This window comes from Flammeovirga sp. OC4 (assembly GCF_000812565.1).
Classification (GTDB): Bacteria; Bacteroidota; Bacteroidia; order Cytophagales; family Flammeovirgaceae; genus Flammeovirga.
The window spans coordinates 1-18054 of the sequence record NZ_JTAM01000067.1 but is presented as its reverse complement, the minus strand read 5'-3'; the positions used below and the strand labels follow the sequence as shown (position 1 = coordinate 18054).

8 protein-coding genes are annotated in these 18054 nt (G+C 35.4%); 4 read left to right on the top strand and 4 right to left on the bottom strand.

Annotation, left to right across the window (positions count from 1 at the left end; translation table 11 throughout):
* Positions 1-28: 28 nt before the first annotated feature.
* Both PL77_RS23905 and PL77_RS23900 read right to left on the bottom strand, forming a co-directional pair.
* Positions 29-1807, bottom strand: coding sequence for a RagB/SusD family nutrient uptake outer membrane protein (locus tag PL77_RS23905; RefSeq protein ID WP_044211061.1), 1779 nt, complete (start codon positions 1805-1807; stop codon positions 29-31).
* A gap of 14 nt (positions 1808-1821) precedes the next feature.
* A complete protein-coding gene (locus tag PL77_RS23900) occupies positions 1822-4917 on the bottom strand; it encodes a TonB-dependent receptor (RefSeq protein WP_044211116.1) in 3096 nt (1031 codons plus the stop codon).
* 797 nt (positions 4918-5714) lie between these two features.
* Here PL77_RS23900 and PL77_RS23895 point away from each other — a divergent pair.
* Positions 5715-7556, top strand: coding sequence for a sulfatase-like hydrolase/transferase (locus PL77_RS23895; RefSeq protein WP_044211114.1), 1842 nt, complete (start codon positions 5715-5717; stop codon positions 7554-7556).
* A gap of 279 nt (positions 7557-7835) precedes the next feature.
* The gene (locus PL77_RS23890) at positions 7836-11957 is read left to right on the top strand and encodes a two-component regulator propeller domain-containing protein (protein ID WP_172665939.1); all 4122 of its coding nucleotides are present in this window, start codon (positions 7836-7838) and stop codon (positions 11955-11957) included.
* Between the two features lie 208 nt (positions 11958-12165).
* On the opposite strand, the gene PL77_RS23885 is transcribed toward PL77_RS23890, so the two are convergent.
* Positions 12166-13026, bottom strand: a complete 861-nt coding sequence (locus tag PL77_RS23885) for an AraC family transcriptional regulator (RefSeq protein WP_044211057.1) — start codon at positions 13024-13026, stop codon at positions 12166-12168.
* A gap of 124 nt (positions 13027-13150) precedes the next feature.
* On the opposite strand from PL77_RS23885, the gene PL77_RS23880 reads away from it, so the two are divergent.
* Positions 13151-14428 carry an L-rhamnose isomerase gene (locus tag PL77_RS23880; protein ID WP_044211055.1) on the top strand — a complete coding sequence of 426 codons (1278 nt, stop codon included), beginning with the start codon at positions 13151-13153 and terminating at the stop codon, positions 14426-14428.
* 18 nt (positions 14429-14446) lie between these two features.
* Positions 14447-15853 carry an FGGY-family carbohydrate kinase gene (locus PL77_RS23875; protein ID WP_052444683.1) on the top strand — a complete coding sequence of 469 codons (1407 nt, stop codon included), beginning with the start codon at positions 14447-14449 and terminating at the stop codon, positions 15851-15853.
* A gap of 366 nt (positions 15854-16219) precedes the next feature.
* Here the strand turns inward: PL77_RS23875 and PL77_RS23870 are convergent, their stop codons facing one another.
* On the bottom strand, positions 16220-17893 hold the full coding sequence (locus PL77_RS23870; protein ID WP_044211110.1) for an alpha/beta hydrolase-fold protein: 1674 nt from the start codon (positions 17891-17893) through the stop codon (positions 16220-16222).
* Positions 17894-18054: the final 161 nt, after the last annotated feature.

Here is an 18054-nt window from a genome sequence, read left to right as displayed (position 1 = left end):
TATTGTCATGTCTGTGTACTTACTGCTATTAGTTAAAGTAAGGATTGGCAGCACTTTCTACACTTGGAATTGGGAAGTAATCATGTAATTGTGGTACATAATTTTGAGCCGAAGTTTCAAACTCAACTCTGTTCAAGTGTGTTCTTCCTGCTGGATCTTCCCCTTCATAAAGTACCGATGCCCAAATGTTCTTATTATCTGGTGTCACGTACTTATCTACATGGTATTTACGCTGTGCAAGATCTTTGAAACGATCACCAATAACACCCCATCTTCTAAGGTCTAACCAACGAATAGCATGTCCTTCTACTGCTAATTCCAATGGACGCTCAATGTACATTAAGTGTTCCATTAATTCTTGTGCTGAATACGTTTGCTCATTATGTTGCGATCCAGAGTAATCACTCACTGAAGAAGGACCAATTAACTCTAAAGCAGAACGGTAACGTACTTTATTGATATATCTTAATGCCTCATTTACTCCTGCTTCATCAGTACCACCTTTGATTAGTGCCTCTGCATACATTAAATAAATATCTGCCAAACGAATTACTGTAACGTTCATTCCTGAACGAGCTACGTTGTCATCTCCTAGTTCAGTTGTACGAGTTTCCCATCTTGAGTACTTTCTGAAGTAAGCTTGCTTTTGGTTAAACAATTTATTTCCATACTCGTAAGGTAAGCTTTGATAATAAGGAACAATATCATCAATCATCACAACAGAATTCGAAGCTCTAAGAGAATAAGGTCTCACTTTTGTTTGCCCATCTTCATCTACATAATAGTTTCTAGGATCCGTAGGATCTATAGGTTCATTTTTGTAAAGCAAAGCTAACCAGAAAGAAGGTTGTAATGTACCCCAACCTCCAAAAGTTCTTGTTACAAAACCTCTTACAATATCATTTGATGTTGAAGCGTCGTCGTTGATATTAAACTCAGTATTGAAATTACTAGAATAATTAACTTCTAAAATTGACTCAGTATTAAATTCTGATTCCTCTCTGAAATTCTCAATATAATTTGTAGTCAGAGTATAACCATAATTATCAATTACATCTTTGAAATATAAAGCTGCATTTTCATAGTCACCTTCGTAAAGGTAAGTCTTTCCTAATACTGCAGAAGCTGCACCTGCTGTCACTCTACCTGCTTGACTTTCTGCCCAAGAAATAGGTAAGTTTTTCATAGCAAATTCAAGATCCTCGCGAATGAACTCTCTCATTGCTGCAGGCTCTTGTGGAGCTTGATAGAAGTCTTGTTCAGCTGTCGGTACAAAATCAAACTTTACAACTCTACCATTATTGAAAGTATTGTAAGCATAAAAATGGAATAAACCTCTAAAGAAACGAGCTTGACCTAATACTACACGGTGAAGATTATCTTCTGTAATTGGAATCTCCTCTCCTTTCTCATCCAACTCAAACTCTTCAGGGTAAACCTTATAGTAGTTTGCTATAGTTTGGTTTGCTCTGAAAATTCCTTTATAAATACGTGACCACTTATCGGCAATTGTAGCCGTTGCAGAGTTATAAGTTTTATGGTAAAGCTGATCGCCTACCAATGGGAAACTTTGAGTACCCACAAAACAAATGTCATCACGTCTTACCTCATTGACGATATTCAATAAAGATTTTTCTTTGAAAGTACTGTATACTGCTGTTAAACTTGAATTTAACTGCTCAGGTGTACTACCAAAATCATCTGAGTTAAGGGCATTAGGGTTTTTCTCTTCCAAGAAACTCTGGCATGACCACATTGATGAGGCCAATAAGGTACCTAATATAACTTTATATAATTTCTTTTTCATTGTTTTAATACTGATTAGAAGCCAAACTGTAAACCAAAACGGTATGATGCTGTTACAGGGTAAGTACCCTTATCAATACCTCTTGTACTTAATCCATTGTTTCCAACCTCAGGATCAAAACCTGAGTAATTTGTAAATGTCAATGGGTTGATTGCTGTTGCGTAGAATCTTAATTTACTGATTCCCATTTTCTTCGTTACCGTGTTTGGTAATTGGTAACCCAATGTTACGTTACGTAAACGAATGAATGAACCGTCTTCGATATAGATATCATTACGACCTCTATAGTTTTCGTGACCACCACCTCTATTGGCAGGAATTTCAGAATCAAAGTTGGCTTCAGTCCACTGATAAACCATATCTCTATGAACACCTTGTTGGTAAGCATACGCCTTATTACCATTAATCACTTCACCACCAATAGCAGCATAGAATTGTACTGTTAAATCAAATCCTTTGTAAGATCCACCTAAGTTAAGACCTACTTCGTAGTCAGGCATACCACTACCCATATAAACTCTATCTTGATCATCAATGATACCATCACCCGAATCAGGGATACCATCACCTGTTGTATCTACAGTAGGTTGGTCAACTAATCTTAAGTCACCAACTCTTGCACCTACATTGAAGATCTCATTGTACTCGTCTACTTCTTGTTGAGTTCTTAAGATTCCATCTGATTCGATCAAGAAGAAAGCACCAGCTTCATATCCTTCTTTCAACACAGATAGTTTATCTTGTGCATTACCACCAATTGTAACTGCTTCACTACCTTTCATGTAAGATTCCTTGTTAGTACCTGCCATTTTAGTAATCTTATTCTCATTTTTAGAGAATGTTGCTCCAACGTTCCAGCTGAAATCTTTCTTACCAACATGCTTATAGTTCGCAGAGAATTCCATACCTCTGTTGTTCATATTACCAACGTTCAATACTACTTGAGGTGTCATACCACCACCTGTTGAAGAAGGAATAAGAACTGGGAATAACATATCTTCTTTATCAGTGTTATAAACATCAGCTGATAAAGTCAACTTATTATTGAAGAAACCTAAATCTACACCAAGGTTAGTTTGAATTGTAGTTTCCCATTGCACATTAGCATTAGCATAGCTCCCTTGAGCAGCACCAGAACTTAAATTTTCAGATCCACCTGTACCAAATACAGCATCCTTATAAAGATCAATACTTGCTACATTACTGTAATCTAAGAAGTTTTGGTTACCTGTAGTACCATGGCTACCTCTAAACTTAAATGTATTGACCGTTTCGCCTATGCTGTTCTTCCAGAAGTTTTCTTCTGCTACGTTCCAACCTACTGAAACTGATGGGAAAAGACCCCAACGTTTTCCTTCAGCAAATTTAGATGAACCATCTCGTCTTACACTGGCACTGAATAGATAACGACCCTTGTAGTTGTATTGCAATCTACCCAACATACCTATCAGGTGTGTTGTTTTATTTTGTAAGTAACCCGTTTGGTTACCTGCTAAGTTATCTGAAGTAGCACCATTAATTACAGTGATATCATTACTGATTAAATCTCTTCTTGATCCAAAGAATGAATTGTAATTATAGTTTTCTAAAGAGAATACACCCAACACTCTGAATTCATGACCTTCGAATTTCTTAGTGTAATTCACCATACTTTCCCAAGACCAGTTATTTCTACTACCACTAGTTTGTCTTACACCAGATCTGTAACCATTAATAGATACCAATTCACCTTGATTATTGTAAGATTCAATAATTGGTTCTATCAAAGTACGTGTATCTTCAGTGACAGTACCACCAAAACGAGTGGATAGCTTCAAGCCTTTCATCACAGCATAATCCAACTTGAAGTTGTAATTTGCTTGATTTAAAATACTTTGATCGTCACGGTGTAATTTTGTTTGGATGAAAGCCAAGTTTTGAACATTGTTCGTGTTTTCATCGTCGATTAATGTAATCGTTGAATTTGGATCAACCGCTTGTTGGTAAGGTTTATGTCTATAGGCATCTGTTAATAATGTGAGAGGAGTATAAGCTCTCTTTTCTCTTTTTAAAGCAAAGTTTGTTGAAAAAGTAAATTTCTTTTTCTTATATACTGAGTTTGAACGAAGACTCATACGCTCAAAACCTGAGTTGATCACTGAACCATCTTGAGAGAAGTAGTTACCAGTAAGGCTATATCTAAAACCTTTTTGACCACCTGAAGCAGTTAAACTGTAGTTTTGAACTGGAGCGTTATCTTGCATGATTACACTCGTCATTTCAGTATCACGAGTAAACGCTGCTGCATTTTCTTGGATTGGAGTCCAGAAATTCTCTTTGTTGTTTACATCATTCAAGTTTCTGATTCTGATGTTCTCAGCATACATGTACTCTTCAAAATTCATTGTGTGAACACCAGATGTAATTTTTTGGATACCATAGTAACCATCGAAGTTGATTTTCATCTGACCCTCGTCACCTTGTTTAGTAGTAATCAAGATAACACCTGCTGCACCTCTTGTACCATAAACTGCTGCTGAAGCGGCATCCTTTAATACGTCAACTGTTGCAATTTCATTTGGAGATAATCCCGGATCGCCGTCAAACGGAACACCATCCACTACGTATAAAGGAGTACTTGAACCCGTTACTGAACTCAGACCACGGATCATAATGTTGGCCGCCGCACCAGGCTGACCTGAAGAAGCTTGCACGTTTACACCTGCAATTTGACCTTGTAATGCGCTGGCCATATCAGAAGTAGCATTTTTAAGTAACTCCTCACCGTCCATTCTACCAACGGCACCGGTTACTTCTTTCTTCTTCTGCTCGCCATAACCAATCACCACAATTTCATCCAATGCTTTCACATCCAATTCCATCCCGATGTTGATCACAATACGATCACCTACTTTTGTCATTTGGTCTCTGTAACCAATCGAAGAGAATTTTAAAACTGTTTGCTTGTTAGGGACTATCAATTTATAAATACCCTCAAAGTTAGTTACGCTACCTTGCGTTGTTCCCTCAATCACGACATTTACTCCAGGCAATGGATAACCGTTTTCATCGACTACTTTACCTGTAATAACATTTTTCTTTTTTTGACCATAGGCCTCTACTGAAAGCATAGCACCAACCATAAGAAATAATATTAATACCTTATGGAGACTATACGACAGTTTAACACATTTCCACATAGTTTCGCTTTTGTGTAATAAGTTGAACATTCATTTCATATTTCAAAATTAGCTTGGACATTTAAAATTCTTTAAAACAAATTGTGCATAAATAGGGGGATAAATAAACACGGTTTTGAAGAAAAGTAGAGCTAGGAGGGAAGGATCATTTTAAAATATCCCCTTTTTGAAAAAATACCTATACAACAGATTACGAACAATAATACTCTTCAAATTTGGGCAGATAGTAATGTTTTTCATATAAAAGTGATAATTTTACGTTTAAAATATAGGGGGATAGATTGTATAATTAAAAAATGGTAAATTGAAAAAAAGAAGCCCCCTGATGCTTTACCAAAAATACTACATTATTTGTAAAAAAAACATTTATTATTGAATGATTTTTTTAAGATTATCTAACATTTATGTTTTCATATTATAAAATCCCCCACTACTTAGGCCTTATTTTTGGCTGAGGATCTGACTTTAGTAGTCTAACTTGCCTTCTGTAAAATTACAACTACAAATTTTAAGCATTTCAACGAATGGGCCAACCATTATTGAATAACTATGTACATCTTAATAAGTGTACTAGAGCATGTTGTAAATGAGATGTTGAAATCCATATACTATATAATAAGGTATAATTACTTCATCAGGAATTTACAATAAGCTTATCTTAGATGGTGACTACTTCCTAATTTTTTGAAATGTACTTTAAACTTTTTTTTCTAAATCTTAAGAATGAAATGAGAAAGACAACTTTTTACTCTTGTTTGATCTTCTTGATGTGTCTAAATAACTACTTAATGGCACAAAGTAAGCCTAATGTCCTATGGCTTCTTACTGATGATCAAAGACATGACTCTATCCGAGCATTTAATAAAATGCTGACAGGAAAGAAAAACAGTAAACTGGGCTATGTTGAATCTCCTAATGTAGACCGTTTGGCTTCAATGGGAACTACCTTTATTAATACCTACTGTCAGGCTGCAGGATGTGCTCCTTCAAGAACTTCGATGCACTTAGGTAGGTACCCGTTCCGTTCTGGTGTTTATGAGTTTGAATACTATAATAATAGTCTACCTCACTTCAAGCCTACACTACCAGAACAAATGCAGGCTTTGGGTTATCAAACATTGCATATTGGTAAACTAGGGGTTAGAATCAAAGAGTTACAGAAAAATGGCAAAACAAAAGGCCATAAGATCTATGAAACTGATATTGATTTTAAATCCCTTCATAAGGATCGTTTGACAGACTGGGGTAAAGACTGGGCTTCTCAAGTGGAAGGTGAAAAATTAGAGAAACCTATTAAAAACCTTGAATACGTTGTTCAAGAAAATGGTGAGGTCATTTATATCTCCAAAGATTTGGAGCAAATGAAGCCTAAATACAAGGGTTCTGCTCAAAAAGCCTATGATAAATACGACCTACTCAGACATTATAATGACAAAAAAGGGCCGCAAACACCTTACTCAGGTGGGATTTTATCTGGGGTAAGTTCACAACCTGCCGGTAAAACACGTGATGGTGTATATGCACAAGCATTAGTGGATTATCTAGAAAATGATGCTTCTACCTTTAAAATTGGTAGTAAAACATACAAAGGTATTGACGACTCTAAACCTCTTTTCTGTCATGTAGGTTTTGATTTCCCACACACTCCTGTCCTTCCTCCTGCTGATTACAGAAAACGTTTCCAAAAATACACGTACAATGTTCCTGAATTAGATGCGAATGAAATGAATAAAATGCCTAAACAACTTAAGAATCAGGTTAAAAGAGGGTATTCAGATCATTTTACGGATGAGGAAAAACAAAAAATGGTACAGGATTATTATGCATTCTGTGCTTATGGCGACCGTTTAATCGGTGAAACAGTAGATGCTTTTATCAAATACAGCGAAAGTAAAAACCAAGAATGGTTGATCGTTTATGTATGTGGTGACCACGGTTGGAAATTAAATGAACACGGTTCTGTTTCTAAGTTCTCTCCTTGGGACGTAGACGTACACAACCCAATTATTGTGGTTTCTTCGGATAAGAAAAAATTCCCTAAAGGGAAAGTCGTAAGAGATTTCACTGAGTTTGTAGACATCGCTCCAACTATTCTAGCAGCTGGCGGTGCAGATATTCAAAGTGATGACTTTGCTTACTTAGATGGTTTAGATATGGCAAAGGTTGTAGCTGAAGAAGCACCAAAAAGAGACTATATCATTGGAGAAAGTCATGCAGTGACGGGGCCAAGAGCATTCATCAGAACAGAGCGTTTTATGTTTTCTATTCAATCAAGACCAAATAAAGTAAGAGGTAAAGATATGGAATGGGCCACTACTGCTAGTTACAAAGATTTGGATCCTTGTCTTTATGATTTACAAAAAGACCCTAACGAATTGAACAATCTGGCATTCTCTAAAAAATACCAGAAAATTGCTCAGCAAATGAAAGAGAAATTAGTCAATGTCGTAATTGGGGATAACCGAGTGGAAGTAAACTGGAAAAAGTGGGGTACTGGTACAGATGTTTACAAAAGTAACTTTGCTGAAGGTGCACATGATTACAAATTAAAATTGGACGAAAGCTTATAAAAAGTAGGACTAAAAGTATCAATAAACTGATATTTGTTCCAACAAATTCAAAACACCCCCTTTCTAAAAATTGATTTTTTAAAAAGTGGGGTGTTTTTTATTTTGAAAAAAAGGTGGTTTATACAACAAATAAGGTGGGGTATTTTTGCAAAAAACAGTTTAAGTAGCTTATTTGACACACCCTCTAGGGGGAAAAACTAAGAAAGTCCCCTAATTGTACTCACGAAACGACACGTCTCTAATGGTGGAGATACTTTTTTAATGAAATTGAATTATAGGATGAAATTATTACTACACCATATACTACTCGCTATACTCTTACTGAGTACAACCTGTTACGCCAATACTAAAGATTTAATTTTTAATCATTATACCACTCGTCATGGCTTGTCACAAAATGACATCAACTGTCTCTATCAAGACAGTCAAGGATTATTGTGGATTGGTACTAACGATGGTTTCAGTAGCTTTGATGGTTACGAGTTCAAAGATTATAGAAAAAACACGCACAATATCCCTACAAACATTATCAATCGTATTGTAGAAGATCAATTTGGTAACTTATGGTTAGGAACAGCAGATGCTGGTATTTGTAGATTCAACCTTGAGACAGAAGAATTCACGGCATTCATGAATTCAAAAGAAACGCCTAAGTTATTTACCAAAAATAATGCTTCACGAATGGTCCTTGATGCTGAAGGCAACCTATGGTTTGGAAATTCAAAGGGTTTGAATTGTGTCAAAAAGAAATATCTGAATAAAGACCAAATTGAGGTCAATAAATACCAAGCTAATCCACATAATAAAGAAAGTCTTTTACAAGATCATGTACGTGACATCTATATTGATGCAGATGGCAACCTATGGATTGGAACTTTAAAAGGGTTACAGAAATTTATACCGCCAACAGGCAATAAGGATTATGGTACTTTTAAAAGCTACCCTAATACCGCAAGTAAAAACAATGGAATTTTAGGTATCACTGAAAGTGATAATGCACTGATCATTGCTTATTACAATGGTATTTATGAAGTGACCAAAGAAGGTGATAAACCTGAAGATTTCAAATTTAAAAAATTATCTGACCTGCGTAGTGATTATGTGTTATGCGATAATCAAAATAATGTATGGGCTGGAACGAAAGCAGGACTATTTAGAATGAAACTTGGTCCACAAAAGGACAAACTTGTAGTCTTGGAGCATTATGATAAAGATGAATACCTCAATACCAATATCATTCATATGATCTACGAAGACAAAACGGGCATCGTTTGGATTGGTACCAATGGTGGAGGAATTAAAAAATACAACCCTAAAAGAAAGAAATTCCAACACATCAAAAAAGAGAGAGATCAAAAAAGCTTATCGTATAATAAAGTAAGATCTGTTTTTGAAGACTCATACGGTAGACTTTGGGTAGGCACTGAAGGTGGTGGATTGAACTACTTAGAGCCCAATTCTACTGAATTTAAAAAAATGAATGTTGCTACAGGCATCAGAGGTCAAAACATGATCTACGATATTGAAGAATGGAATGGACAATTGATTTTTGGTGTGGGCTACCCTCTTCGTTCTCTTGCCATCCCCATTGAAAAAGCACACTTATTGGAAAAGCAATTATGGAAAAGTTCTTTCTTTCACCCTGCTAATCTGAAAAATTCTGTTTTCTCTATTGAAACAGATGGTGATTCTACGATTTGGTTAGCCTCGTATGGCGGAGGATTGACGAGAGGAATTTTACAAAAGAACAATTCCATTCTATGGAAAAAAATTGATATCCAACAAACAGAAGAGTACAAAGATCCATTTGAAGTGATCAGAAGCCTTTTAGTAGATAGTAAAGGCAACTTATGGGTAGGTAGCAATCAAGGTTTGATTATTATTCCAAAAGAAGAGAAACTGAAAGATAGACCAGATTTCAAGTTATTTATCAGTGATGATGATGATAACACTTCATTGAGCTATAATTATGTTCTTCCTATGTATGAGACAAGCAATGGCGAAATCTGGATTGGTACAATGGGCGGCGGCCTTAATGTCGTTACGGCTGATTATGATATCAATTCAATCAAGTTTGACCGTATCACTGTCAATGATGGTCTTCCGAATAATGCCATTAAAGCTATTCTTGAAGATAACTACGGCAATGTTTGGGTATCAAGTAATAAAGGTATTAGTAAAATTTCCATCAAAAATAGAACGATCAAAAACTTTGATGCAAGTGATGGATTACAAGATGATGAGTTTGGAGAACTCACTGCCTGCAAACGTAAAAATGGTGAATTAGTATTTGGTGGTGTAAACGGTATTAATGTTTTCAACCCTCATGAAATCGTTGATGATATCACTAATGCAGATTTAGTATTTACAGAGTTGAAGATTTTAAACAATGTCATCAGTCCTGCAGATGAGGATAATGACATTCTGAATAAATCAATTCGCTACACTAAATCAATCACAATTGATGCAAACCAAAATAGCTTCTCAGTGAAGTTTGCCTATCTGCATTATGCTTCTCCAAACAAAAACAGCTACAAATATAAATTAGTAGGTTTAGATAAAAACTGGGTGACTGCAGATGCGATGCAAAGAGAAGCAAAGTATACGAATTTATATCCAGGTGAATACACGCTATTAGTAAAAGCTTCAAATGGTGATAATATTTGGAAATCTGATCCGATTGACCTTAAAATCACAATCCTCCCTCCTTGGTGGATGACTTGGTGGGCAAAATTAATGTACTTCGTGATTTTCGTAGGACTTGTGTACTTCTTCTCTCGCTTTACTATCATTACAGCAAGAAGAAAATCTCAGTTGGAAATGGTGAAATTCGAGAACGAGAAATTAGAAGATTTGAGTCAGTTGAAAATGCAATTCTTCACTAATATCTCTCACGAGTTACGTACACCATTAACTTTGATCAATACGCCAATAGAACAACTCATCAAGAAAGGTAGAGAGTTATCAGAATATGATAGAGAAAAATCTTATCAGTTGATTCATAAAAATATCCAACACTTAATGCGTTTGGTGAATCAATTATTGGACTTCAGAAAAGTGGAGCAGGGGAAAATGAAACTCAACTTAACGAGAGGAAATTGGAATACTTTCATTGAACAAATCTATTTTTCCTTCAAGGAGTTTTCTGAACAAACAAATATCAATTATACGTTCCAAAAAACTGATGATAATATTCATGGCTTGATTGACACGGATAAAGTAGAAAAAATACTGTATAACCTGCTTTCCAATGCATTCAAATTCACTACTGATGGCGAAATCAATTTAAGTATCAAGCAAGAGAATGATCGTATTTTGATCACACTTCAGGATACTGGTATTGGAATTCCAAAAGAAAGACAACAACATCTTTTTGAACGTTTCTATCAAGTGGATAACTTAAAAAGAGCACGCCATAGAGGTACTGGTATCGGTTTGGCCTTCACGAAAAGTTTGGTGGACCTTCACCATGGTGAAATCACTTTAGAAAGTGAACAAAATAAAGGCACTACTTTCTTCCTGTCTTTCCCAATCAATGACGATGCTTATGATGGAGAGTTTATTGAAGAGACGCCAAAAGAAGAAACAAAATCTCTGATTGAAGATGAGGAGTATTTAGAAACTTCAACAAAGGCTAAAATTGTGGTGATTGATGATAACCTTTCGATCAGAGAATTATTAAAAGATCTTTTGAAAGATACGTATGATGTATTCTTGGCTGAGAATGGTGCCAAGGGCTTAGAACTTGCTAAAGAAGTAATGCCTAACCTCATTCTTTCAGATATCATGATGCCGGTGATGGACGGTTATGAACTGACCAAAAAAGTACGTGAAGACAATCAGATTTGTCACCTTCCGATTATCTTACTAACGGCTAAGAAATCAGAAGAAAGTAAGCTGAAAGGGTACGAATATGGGGTGGATGCTTATGTTACCAAACCATTTAACTCTGACGTTTTACTGGCTAGAATCTTCACAATTATTGAAAACCGACGCAATCAGCAAAAACGCTTCAGAGTGGATGTAGACATTCAACCAAGTGAAATTACGTTTACGACCATTGATGAGAAGTTCTTGAACCGATTGGTTGAAATTGTAGAGGAGAATATTTCAGATTCTGAATTTACAGTTGAAAAACTAGCCTTGGAATATGGTGCTACACCACTCCGATTAAATCAAAAACTGAAAGCTTTAACAGGTCAAACTGCAAAAGGATTTATTCGAAATATAAGGCTGAAACGTGCGGCTCAAATGCTAAAACTAGGTCGATTTAGTGTCAGTGGCGTTACTTATGAAGTAGGTTTCAATGACCTTAAGTATTTCAGAAATTGCTTTAAGAAAGAATTCGGTGTCCTTCCTTCTCAATACGCAAAAGAGATTGAAGCAGACAAGATGCCATAGTGACAAGATGTTTTACCTTTATCACAGTTCGAAATCGCTTGATTTCTGATGATTTACAGGACACGAATGATACTAATTCGGTCCAAAGGGTAATAACTTAAAGATTGCAGCAGTGTAAAGTGTACTAATAGATAGAATAGAGTATTAAAGGCCCACGAGTTCGCTTGTGGGCTTTTTACTTCGGAAGTTTTTAATAACTCATTATCAATTACCCCTTCTGAAAGGCCTTTGCTGAAACTCCTACCTTTTGTTTAAAAAGTCTTGAAAAATAGTAGACGGAATTAAACCCAAGTTCATAAGCCACTTCTTTCACTTTTTTCTCATGACCTATTAGCAATTCTTTTGCTCTGATAATTTTTAAATTTAAATGATATTGCAAAGGAGCCAAACCTGTATATTCTTTAAATGCCTTTCTAAAATAAGAATAAGAAACATTGTATTCCTCACAAAATTCTTTAAAGTCAATTTCTTCATACAACGCCTCTTGCATTTTCATCTTGGCCAACTCCACTATTTTCTCCCCTCTTCCTAAGTCATTTCTTTTCTTGGTAAGTTGAATAATCACTCCAATTAATTGTAAGATTATGCCCGCACCTATTTTCTGATATCCCATATCCTGTTTTTGTACCACCTCAAATAACTGGTAAAACAAAGACGTTACTTGTGCTGAACTTTCTAGCTCTATCTTCTGTGTTTCAGCAAAAGTGAGTTGCTTCACGACATTGTTCATCCATTCTCCATTAAACCCTATGTAATACTCTGTCCAACCAGAAGAAACCTGAGGTTTATAACGATGCCATTCGCCGGGTCTTAAGAAAATTAAGTTCCCTTTTTGAATCGTACTCTTTGTATTTTCAGTTTCTAAAACCCCTGAACCTTCTACGATATATAGCAACTGATACTCCTGTAAAACTCTACCTTTTTCCCATCTAAAAAAATAACCTGTTGGATGGTTTGGATCAGGATAAGCCTGATGAGGTGGCACTACTGCTTTTCCTACTACATTAATATGTAAGCCCCAGTTTACATCTTCTTCAGAAGGTATCAAATAGTTATTAAAATCATTCATAACACTAAATTAAACCTAATATTCAATATAATCAAATATCATTTTGTGTAAATAATATCCCAAATCGTGTATTTAATGTCAATCCTACATTTATTTACTTTGTATCATACTAATTACTTAAGCGATGAGCAATCAAACAATAATTGAGACATATCAATTAGCAAAAGCTGCGTACGCCAAATACGGTGTTGACACAGATAAGGTACTTGATACTTTAAATAATATTTCCATCTCACTTCACTGCTGGCAAGCGGATGATGTGGGAGGTTTTGAAACAAAATCTTCTGAAATGGGTGGTGGCATTCAGGTGACAGGGAACTATCCTGGTAAAGCCAACAGCATTGAGGAAATGAGAGCAGACTTGGAAAAAGTTTTATCACTTCTTCCTGGAAAGCATAAACTAAACTTGCATGCAATTTATGGAGAGTTTAATGGCGAAGTGGTTGACAGAGATCAGATCGAAGTAAAACATTTTCAGGGTTGGATCGATTGGGCAAAGAAAAACAATGTAGGTATTGACTTTAATGCTTCTTGCTTTTCACATCCTTACGCTGAAGATGGTTTTACACTCTCTAGTAAAGATCCTAAAATCAGAAATTTCTGGATTGAACACGTAAAACGTTGTCGTGAGATCTCAAATGAGATCGGAAAACAGTTAGGTACACCTTGTATTCACAATACTTGGATTCCTGATGGCTCAAAAGACACTTGCGTGGATCGACTTGGTCATAGAACGCTTTTAAAGGCCGCTTTAGACGAAATTTTTGAAGTCGAATACGACACAAACTTCATGAAAGATGCCGTAGAAAGTAAACTTTTCGGTATTGGTAGTGAGTCGATGGTTGTAGGTTCTTATGATTTTTACTTAGGTTATGCCATCAAAAACAACAAACTGATCTGCTTGGATAATGGGCACTTCCACCCTACTGAACAAGTCGGTGACAAGATTTCTTCAGTGATTCAATATGTAGACGAGGTATTGTTACATATGACAAGAGGAGTACGTTGGGACTCAGATCACGTAGTAACAGTAAATGATGAGTCGTTACTAATTGCTCAAGAAGTAATTCGTTCTGGAGCTTTAGACAAAACTCATGTGGGACTTGACTTCTTCGATGCTTCCATTAACCGTATAGGTGCTTACGTTACTGGATGTAGAGCGTCTAGAAAAGCATTCTTATTTGCTTTACTTGAGCCTACAGAATTAATCAAAGCACATGAAGAAAAAGGAGAGAACTTTGAAAGAATGTTCTTATTGGAACAGTTGAAGACATTACCTTGGGGTGCAGTTTGGGATTACTACTGTTTGCAAAAAGAAACAGCATTAGATAGTGAGGTGATCGGGTTGGTGCATGATTACGAGCAAGCTCATTTATTACAAAGAGGAGAAGTTTTGGTTTAATTTTTAAGAAGTAGAAAGATGTTGAAAGAAGCAATTGCCGTATTTGATATAGGCAAAACAAATAAGAAACTGTTGATTTATGACCAAAACTTTAAGGTAATTGATCAAAAGTCCATTCACTTAGATGAGATCGAGGATGAAGATGGTTCTCCTACCGAAGATCTTGATTTATTGGTACTTTGGATGGTTTCTTCTTTTGCTGAAAAGTTGCAATCCTATGAATATAAAATTGTGGCTCTTAATTTCTCCTGCTATGGGGCAAGTCTTGTGCACTTAGATAGCCAAGGAAATAGAGTGGGTACATTTTATAATTATTTGAAATCAACTTCTGCAGAGTTCTACCAAAATTTATATCACAGTTATGGTGGCGAAGAAGTATTCGCTGCCAAAACTGCCTCTCCCGTACTACAATTCCTAAATTCTGGGCTTCAACTGTATTGGTTAAAATACAATAGAACCTCACATTGGAATGACATCAGTACTTCACTGCATTTTCCTCAGTACCTTCATTATAAATTCACCAAGCAATTGGCTACTGATATTACATCGATTGGTTGTCACACTGCTTTATGGGACTTTGATAAAGATAACTACCATAAATGGGTCGAGGATGAAGGGTTAAACTTCCCTCCTATTCAACCTAATGATTACACGGTAAATATTGAGGAAAAAATCACAAATCACGACATCAAAGTTGGGATTGGAATACATGACAGTACAGCTTCGGTACAACCTTACAATACAATAAGTGATGGTGCTCCTTATATCCTAATTTCAACAGGAACTTGGGCCATCAATATGAACCCTTCTTTTGAAGGGCAACTCACTACGGAACAGTTGAAAAAAGACTGTTTACTAAATATCAATACCAACGGAAAGAAGATCTTATCTTCTCGTTACATGCTAGGCAGAGTACATGATGTCTATTGTAAGTACCTTCAAGATTTATTTCATCTTGAAAAAGATTTTTATCAGTTCGTAACATTTGACGAAGCGCTCTTAATGCAAGCTTGGGAAAACGTGAATGAAGGGAAAAGGTACATTCATAATCTGATGGCTTACACTTCTGAAGCTATTGATATTTCTATTCCTGAAGGTCATTCCGTTGATGCACTCTATCATCAAATCATGTTGGAATTGACCCTTAAAGAAATAGAGCAAATACAAGAAGTGATGGACGATAGTGTCAGATATGAAAAGATATTTATCAGCGGAGGATTTATCTATAATAATATTTTCTGCAAAACCATAGCTACTTTCTTTGATGAAATAGAAGTCAGCACATTATCATTAGAAAACTCTTCAGCGTTGGGAGCCGCATTGATGGTTACTCCAACTCACTGGAACAAAAAATTAGAATACAAAGAATATAAAGTTAGAAGTGTGACGTGTTTTACAGCGGTAGATAAAATAAAAATAGATTAGAAAATAATTCATTTCATTTTTGGTTCAACCTCATTGTTTTACTTTGAGGTTGTTTTTTTATGTCTTTTTTGAGGTGTTGGAAGCTTAATTTTGAATATTAATGGTATTTGATCCTTGATGATTTATAGGCATAAATGGCTCTATCGCTTAACATTTGTGCCAGTGGAATTACTGCTCTCTTTAGTTTAGTAGTTTTACCCCAGCCTTGAAGGGAAATGGAATTTAGCTTTTGACTTCTAAGCCATGACTTTTTTGCTACGTTTTATGTTAAGACTAAAATAAAGAAGAAGGAAGGTTGAAAGCTAATCCTATAAAGGAAGAATAGCAAAAATCAACCCTCAACATTCTAATTTACAAATAGTTAAATTACAGTTCTAATTTTATTTGATTGACCCAGACCTGACTCCTATCTCTATTTTGTTCAAAACTTGTATACATAAACTCTTTATCATATTTCACTTTTCCATTAAAATATAACTTTTGATTAATGAATACCTTCACCTTTTTATGAAGGTCCACCATTTCTGGAGAAATATTAATAGCCAAAGATGATATACATGAGGTTTTGATTTCAAAAGTATTGTTTTCATATTTTGCAATCACCTTGCCTGATTTCCTAGGAAAGCTAAATGCTTCTTTATGAACATCAATTGTAATTAAGCTATCCTCTTTGTTATATTGTTGCCATTGATCTATCGTGAAATTGATTTCTTTCTGCCAGCTTTCTTGGACTTGTAAAGTATCTAATTTCATTGCTGATAACCAATCAATATTCGCGTAATTATTGTCGTCAAATTCCCAGGATATTGAAGTCGGGAATGGATTTCTAGTTCTCTTATTTAAATCTTCAAAAAGTAGTTGATAAGCCGGTTCTGATTCATCAAACTTTGGAAACCAATGGGGAAAGCCCTCGTACCTGTAGTCTTTATAATCCATATTCAATGAAAGCATTACACTATCCATTTGATCATTGGCATTGGGCGGATAATAATAATCTTGATTCGTTGAGAAATTAATAAAAGATCGGTTCGTCATGTTTTCAACAAAGGTACCTCCTGTAAAAACTTTTGGATAAGTATTGAAACCATAGCAACCTGCAAAATCTGTAGGTGCTTTCATAAGATATGAAAAAGAACCCGTAGCCCCATTCGAATGCCCCGTAATAAAGATCTTATTGTCATCTATATTGATGGCTTTTTTTACGGACTTCACAATCTCTGGTATCATAAAAAAGCCATCGTCTGATGTCATCCAATTGTACTGTTTGTTGGCACTTGTAAAAATCAAAACCACATTATTTACATCTCCATACTTTTTGTAGTATCTATTCCAACCACTTAAGTTCACTTCCGGTATCTGATACTTATCCAATGTGCCATATCCTACGGCACCATGCAGAAAAAACAACATTGAATATTTTTGCATTGGGTCATAGTTATCAGGTAAGTGAACATGGTATGAAGTTGATGTAGAATCATTAATATTTAAGGTGATTGAATAATCACTTTGCTTTTTTGTTATGTATGGATTGTAGGTTTGAATTGCCTTGTAGAGCCCTTTATTTTTTGGAGATAATGTTTCACCTGAAGTCTTAAAAAATTCATCCTCACTTTGTTTCAAGTTTTGAAAAAAAACAAGACTGTCTTTTTGAGCTTGCTGTTTCAATGTTTTCCAACGCGGATCACTCATCAGGTTTTTATAATCCTCCTGTGCATACTCATCCAATACATAACTCCACCCAGGGTAGCCTTCTTCATCTTTTTCCATTGCTGCCAATGGTATCAAGTACTCAAATGCTTTATCATAATTTTTCATCATCGCATTTAGATTCGAAGCATAATAAAGACCTGTTCCATCAATACTATCTGGAAAGGTTTCAAATGCATCTTCTATCATTTGATATGCTTTCTGATATTTCGTTTCCTCTTCTACATTAATGATATGAATGGCTTCATTCGTTAGGTCAGAATAGCTTTCTTGTGCCATCACTTTTGATACAAAAAGAGAGAATAGTAGTGTTACAATACAATAGTTTTTCATTTGAAAGTTTAATTCAATTGGTTGATTTAGAAATAAAAATGAAGTTACAATTTTATTTTCGAATGACAATTATAATAAAAGGTATTTTTGCTTCTGACTTTTTACCGTAACGATAGACTTTTTGAAAAAAATTAAAGAGGCTGTCTCATAATTGAAAAAAT

Excerpts from the sequence above, each read along its gene's own strand:
- PL77_RS23875 (WP_052444683.1), top strand. The coding sequence starts at position 14,447 with ATGTTGAAAGAAGCAATTGCCGTATTTGATATAGGCAAAACAAATAAG.
- PL77_RS23895 (WP_044211114.1), top strand. The coding sequence starts at position 5,715 with ATGAGAAAGACAACTTTTTACTCTTGTTTGATCTTCTTGATGTGTCTA.
- PL77_RS23905 (WP_044211061.1), bottom strand. The coding sequence starts at position 1,807 with ATGAAAAAGAAATTATATAAAGTTATATTAGGTACCTTATTGGCCTCA.
- PL77_RS23880 (WP_044211055.1), top strand. The coding sequence starts at position 13,151 with ATGAGCAATCAAACAATAATTGAGACATATCAATTAGCAAAAGCTGCG.
- PL77_RS23870 (WP_044211110.1), bottom strand. The coding sequence starts at position 17,893 with ATGAAAAACTATTGTATTGTAACACTACTATTCTCTCTTTTTGTATCA.
- PL77_RS23885 (WP_044211057.1), bottom strand. The coding sequence starts at position 13,026 with ATGAATGATTTTAATAACTATTTGATACCTTCTGAAGAAGATGTAAAC.
- PL77_RS23900 (WP_044211116.1), bottom strand. The coding sequence starts at position 4,917 with ATGCTTTCAGTAGAGGCCTATGGTCAAAAAAAGAAAAATGTTATTACA.
- PL77_RS23890 (WP_172665939.1), top strand. The coding sequence starts at position 7,836 with ATGAAATTATTACTACACCATATACTACTCGCTATACTCTTACTGAGT.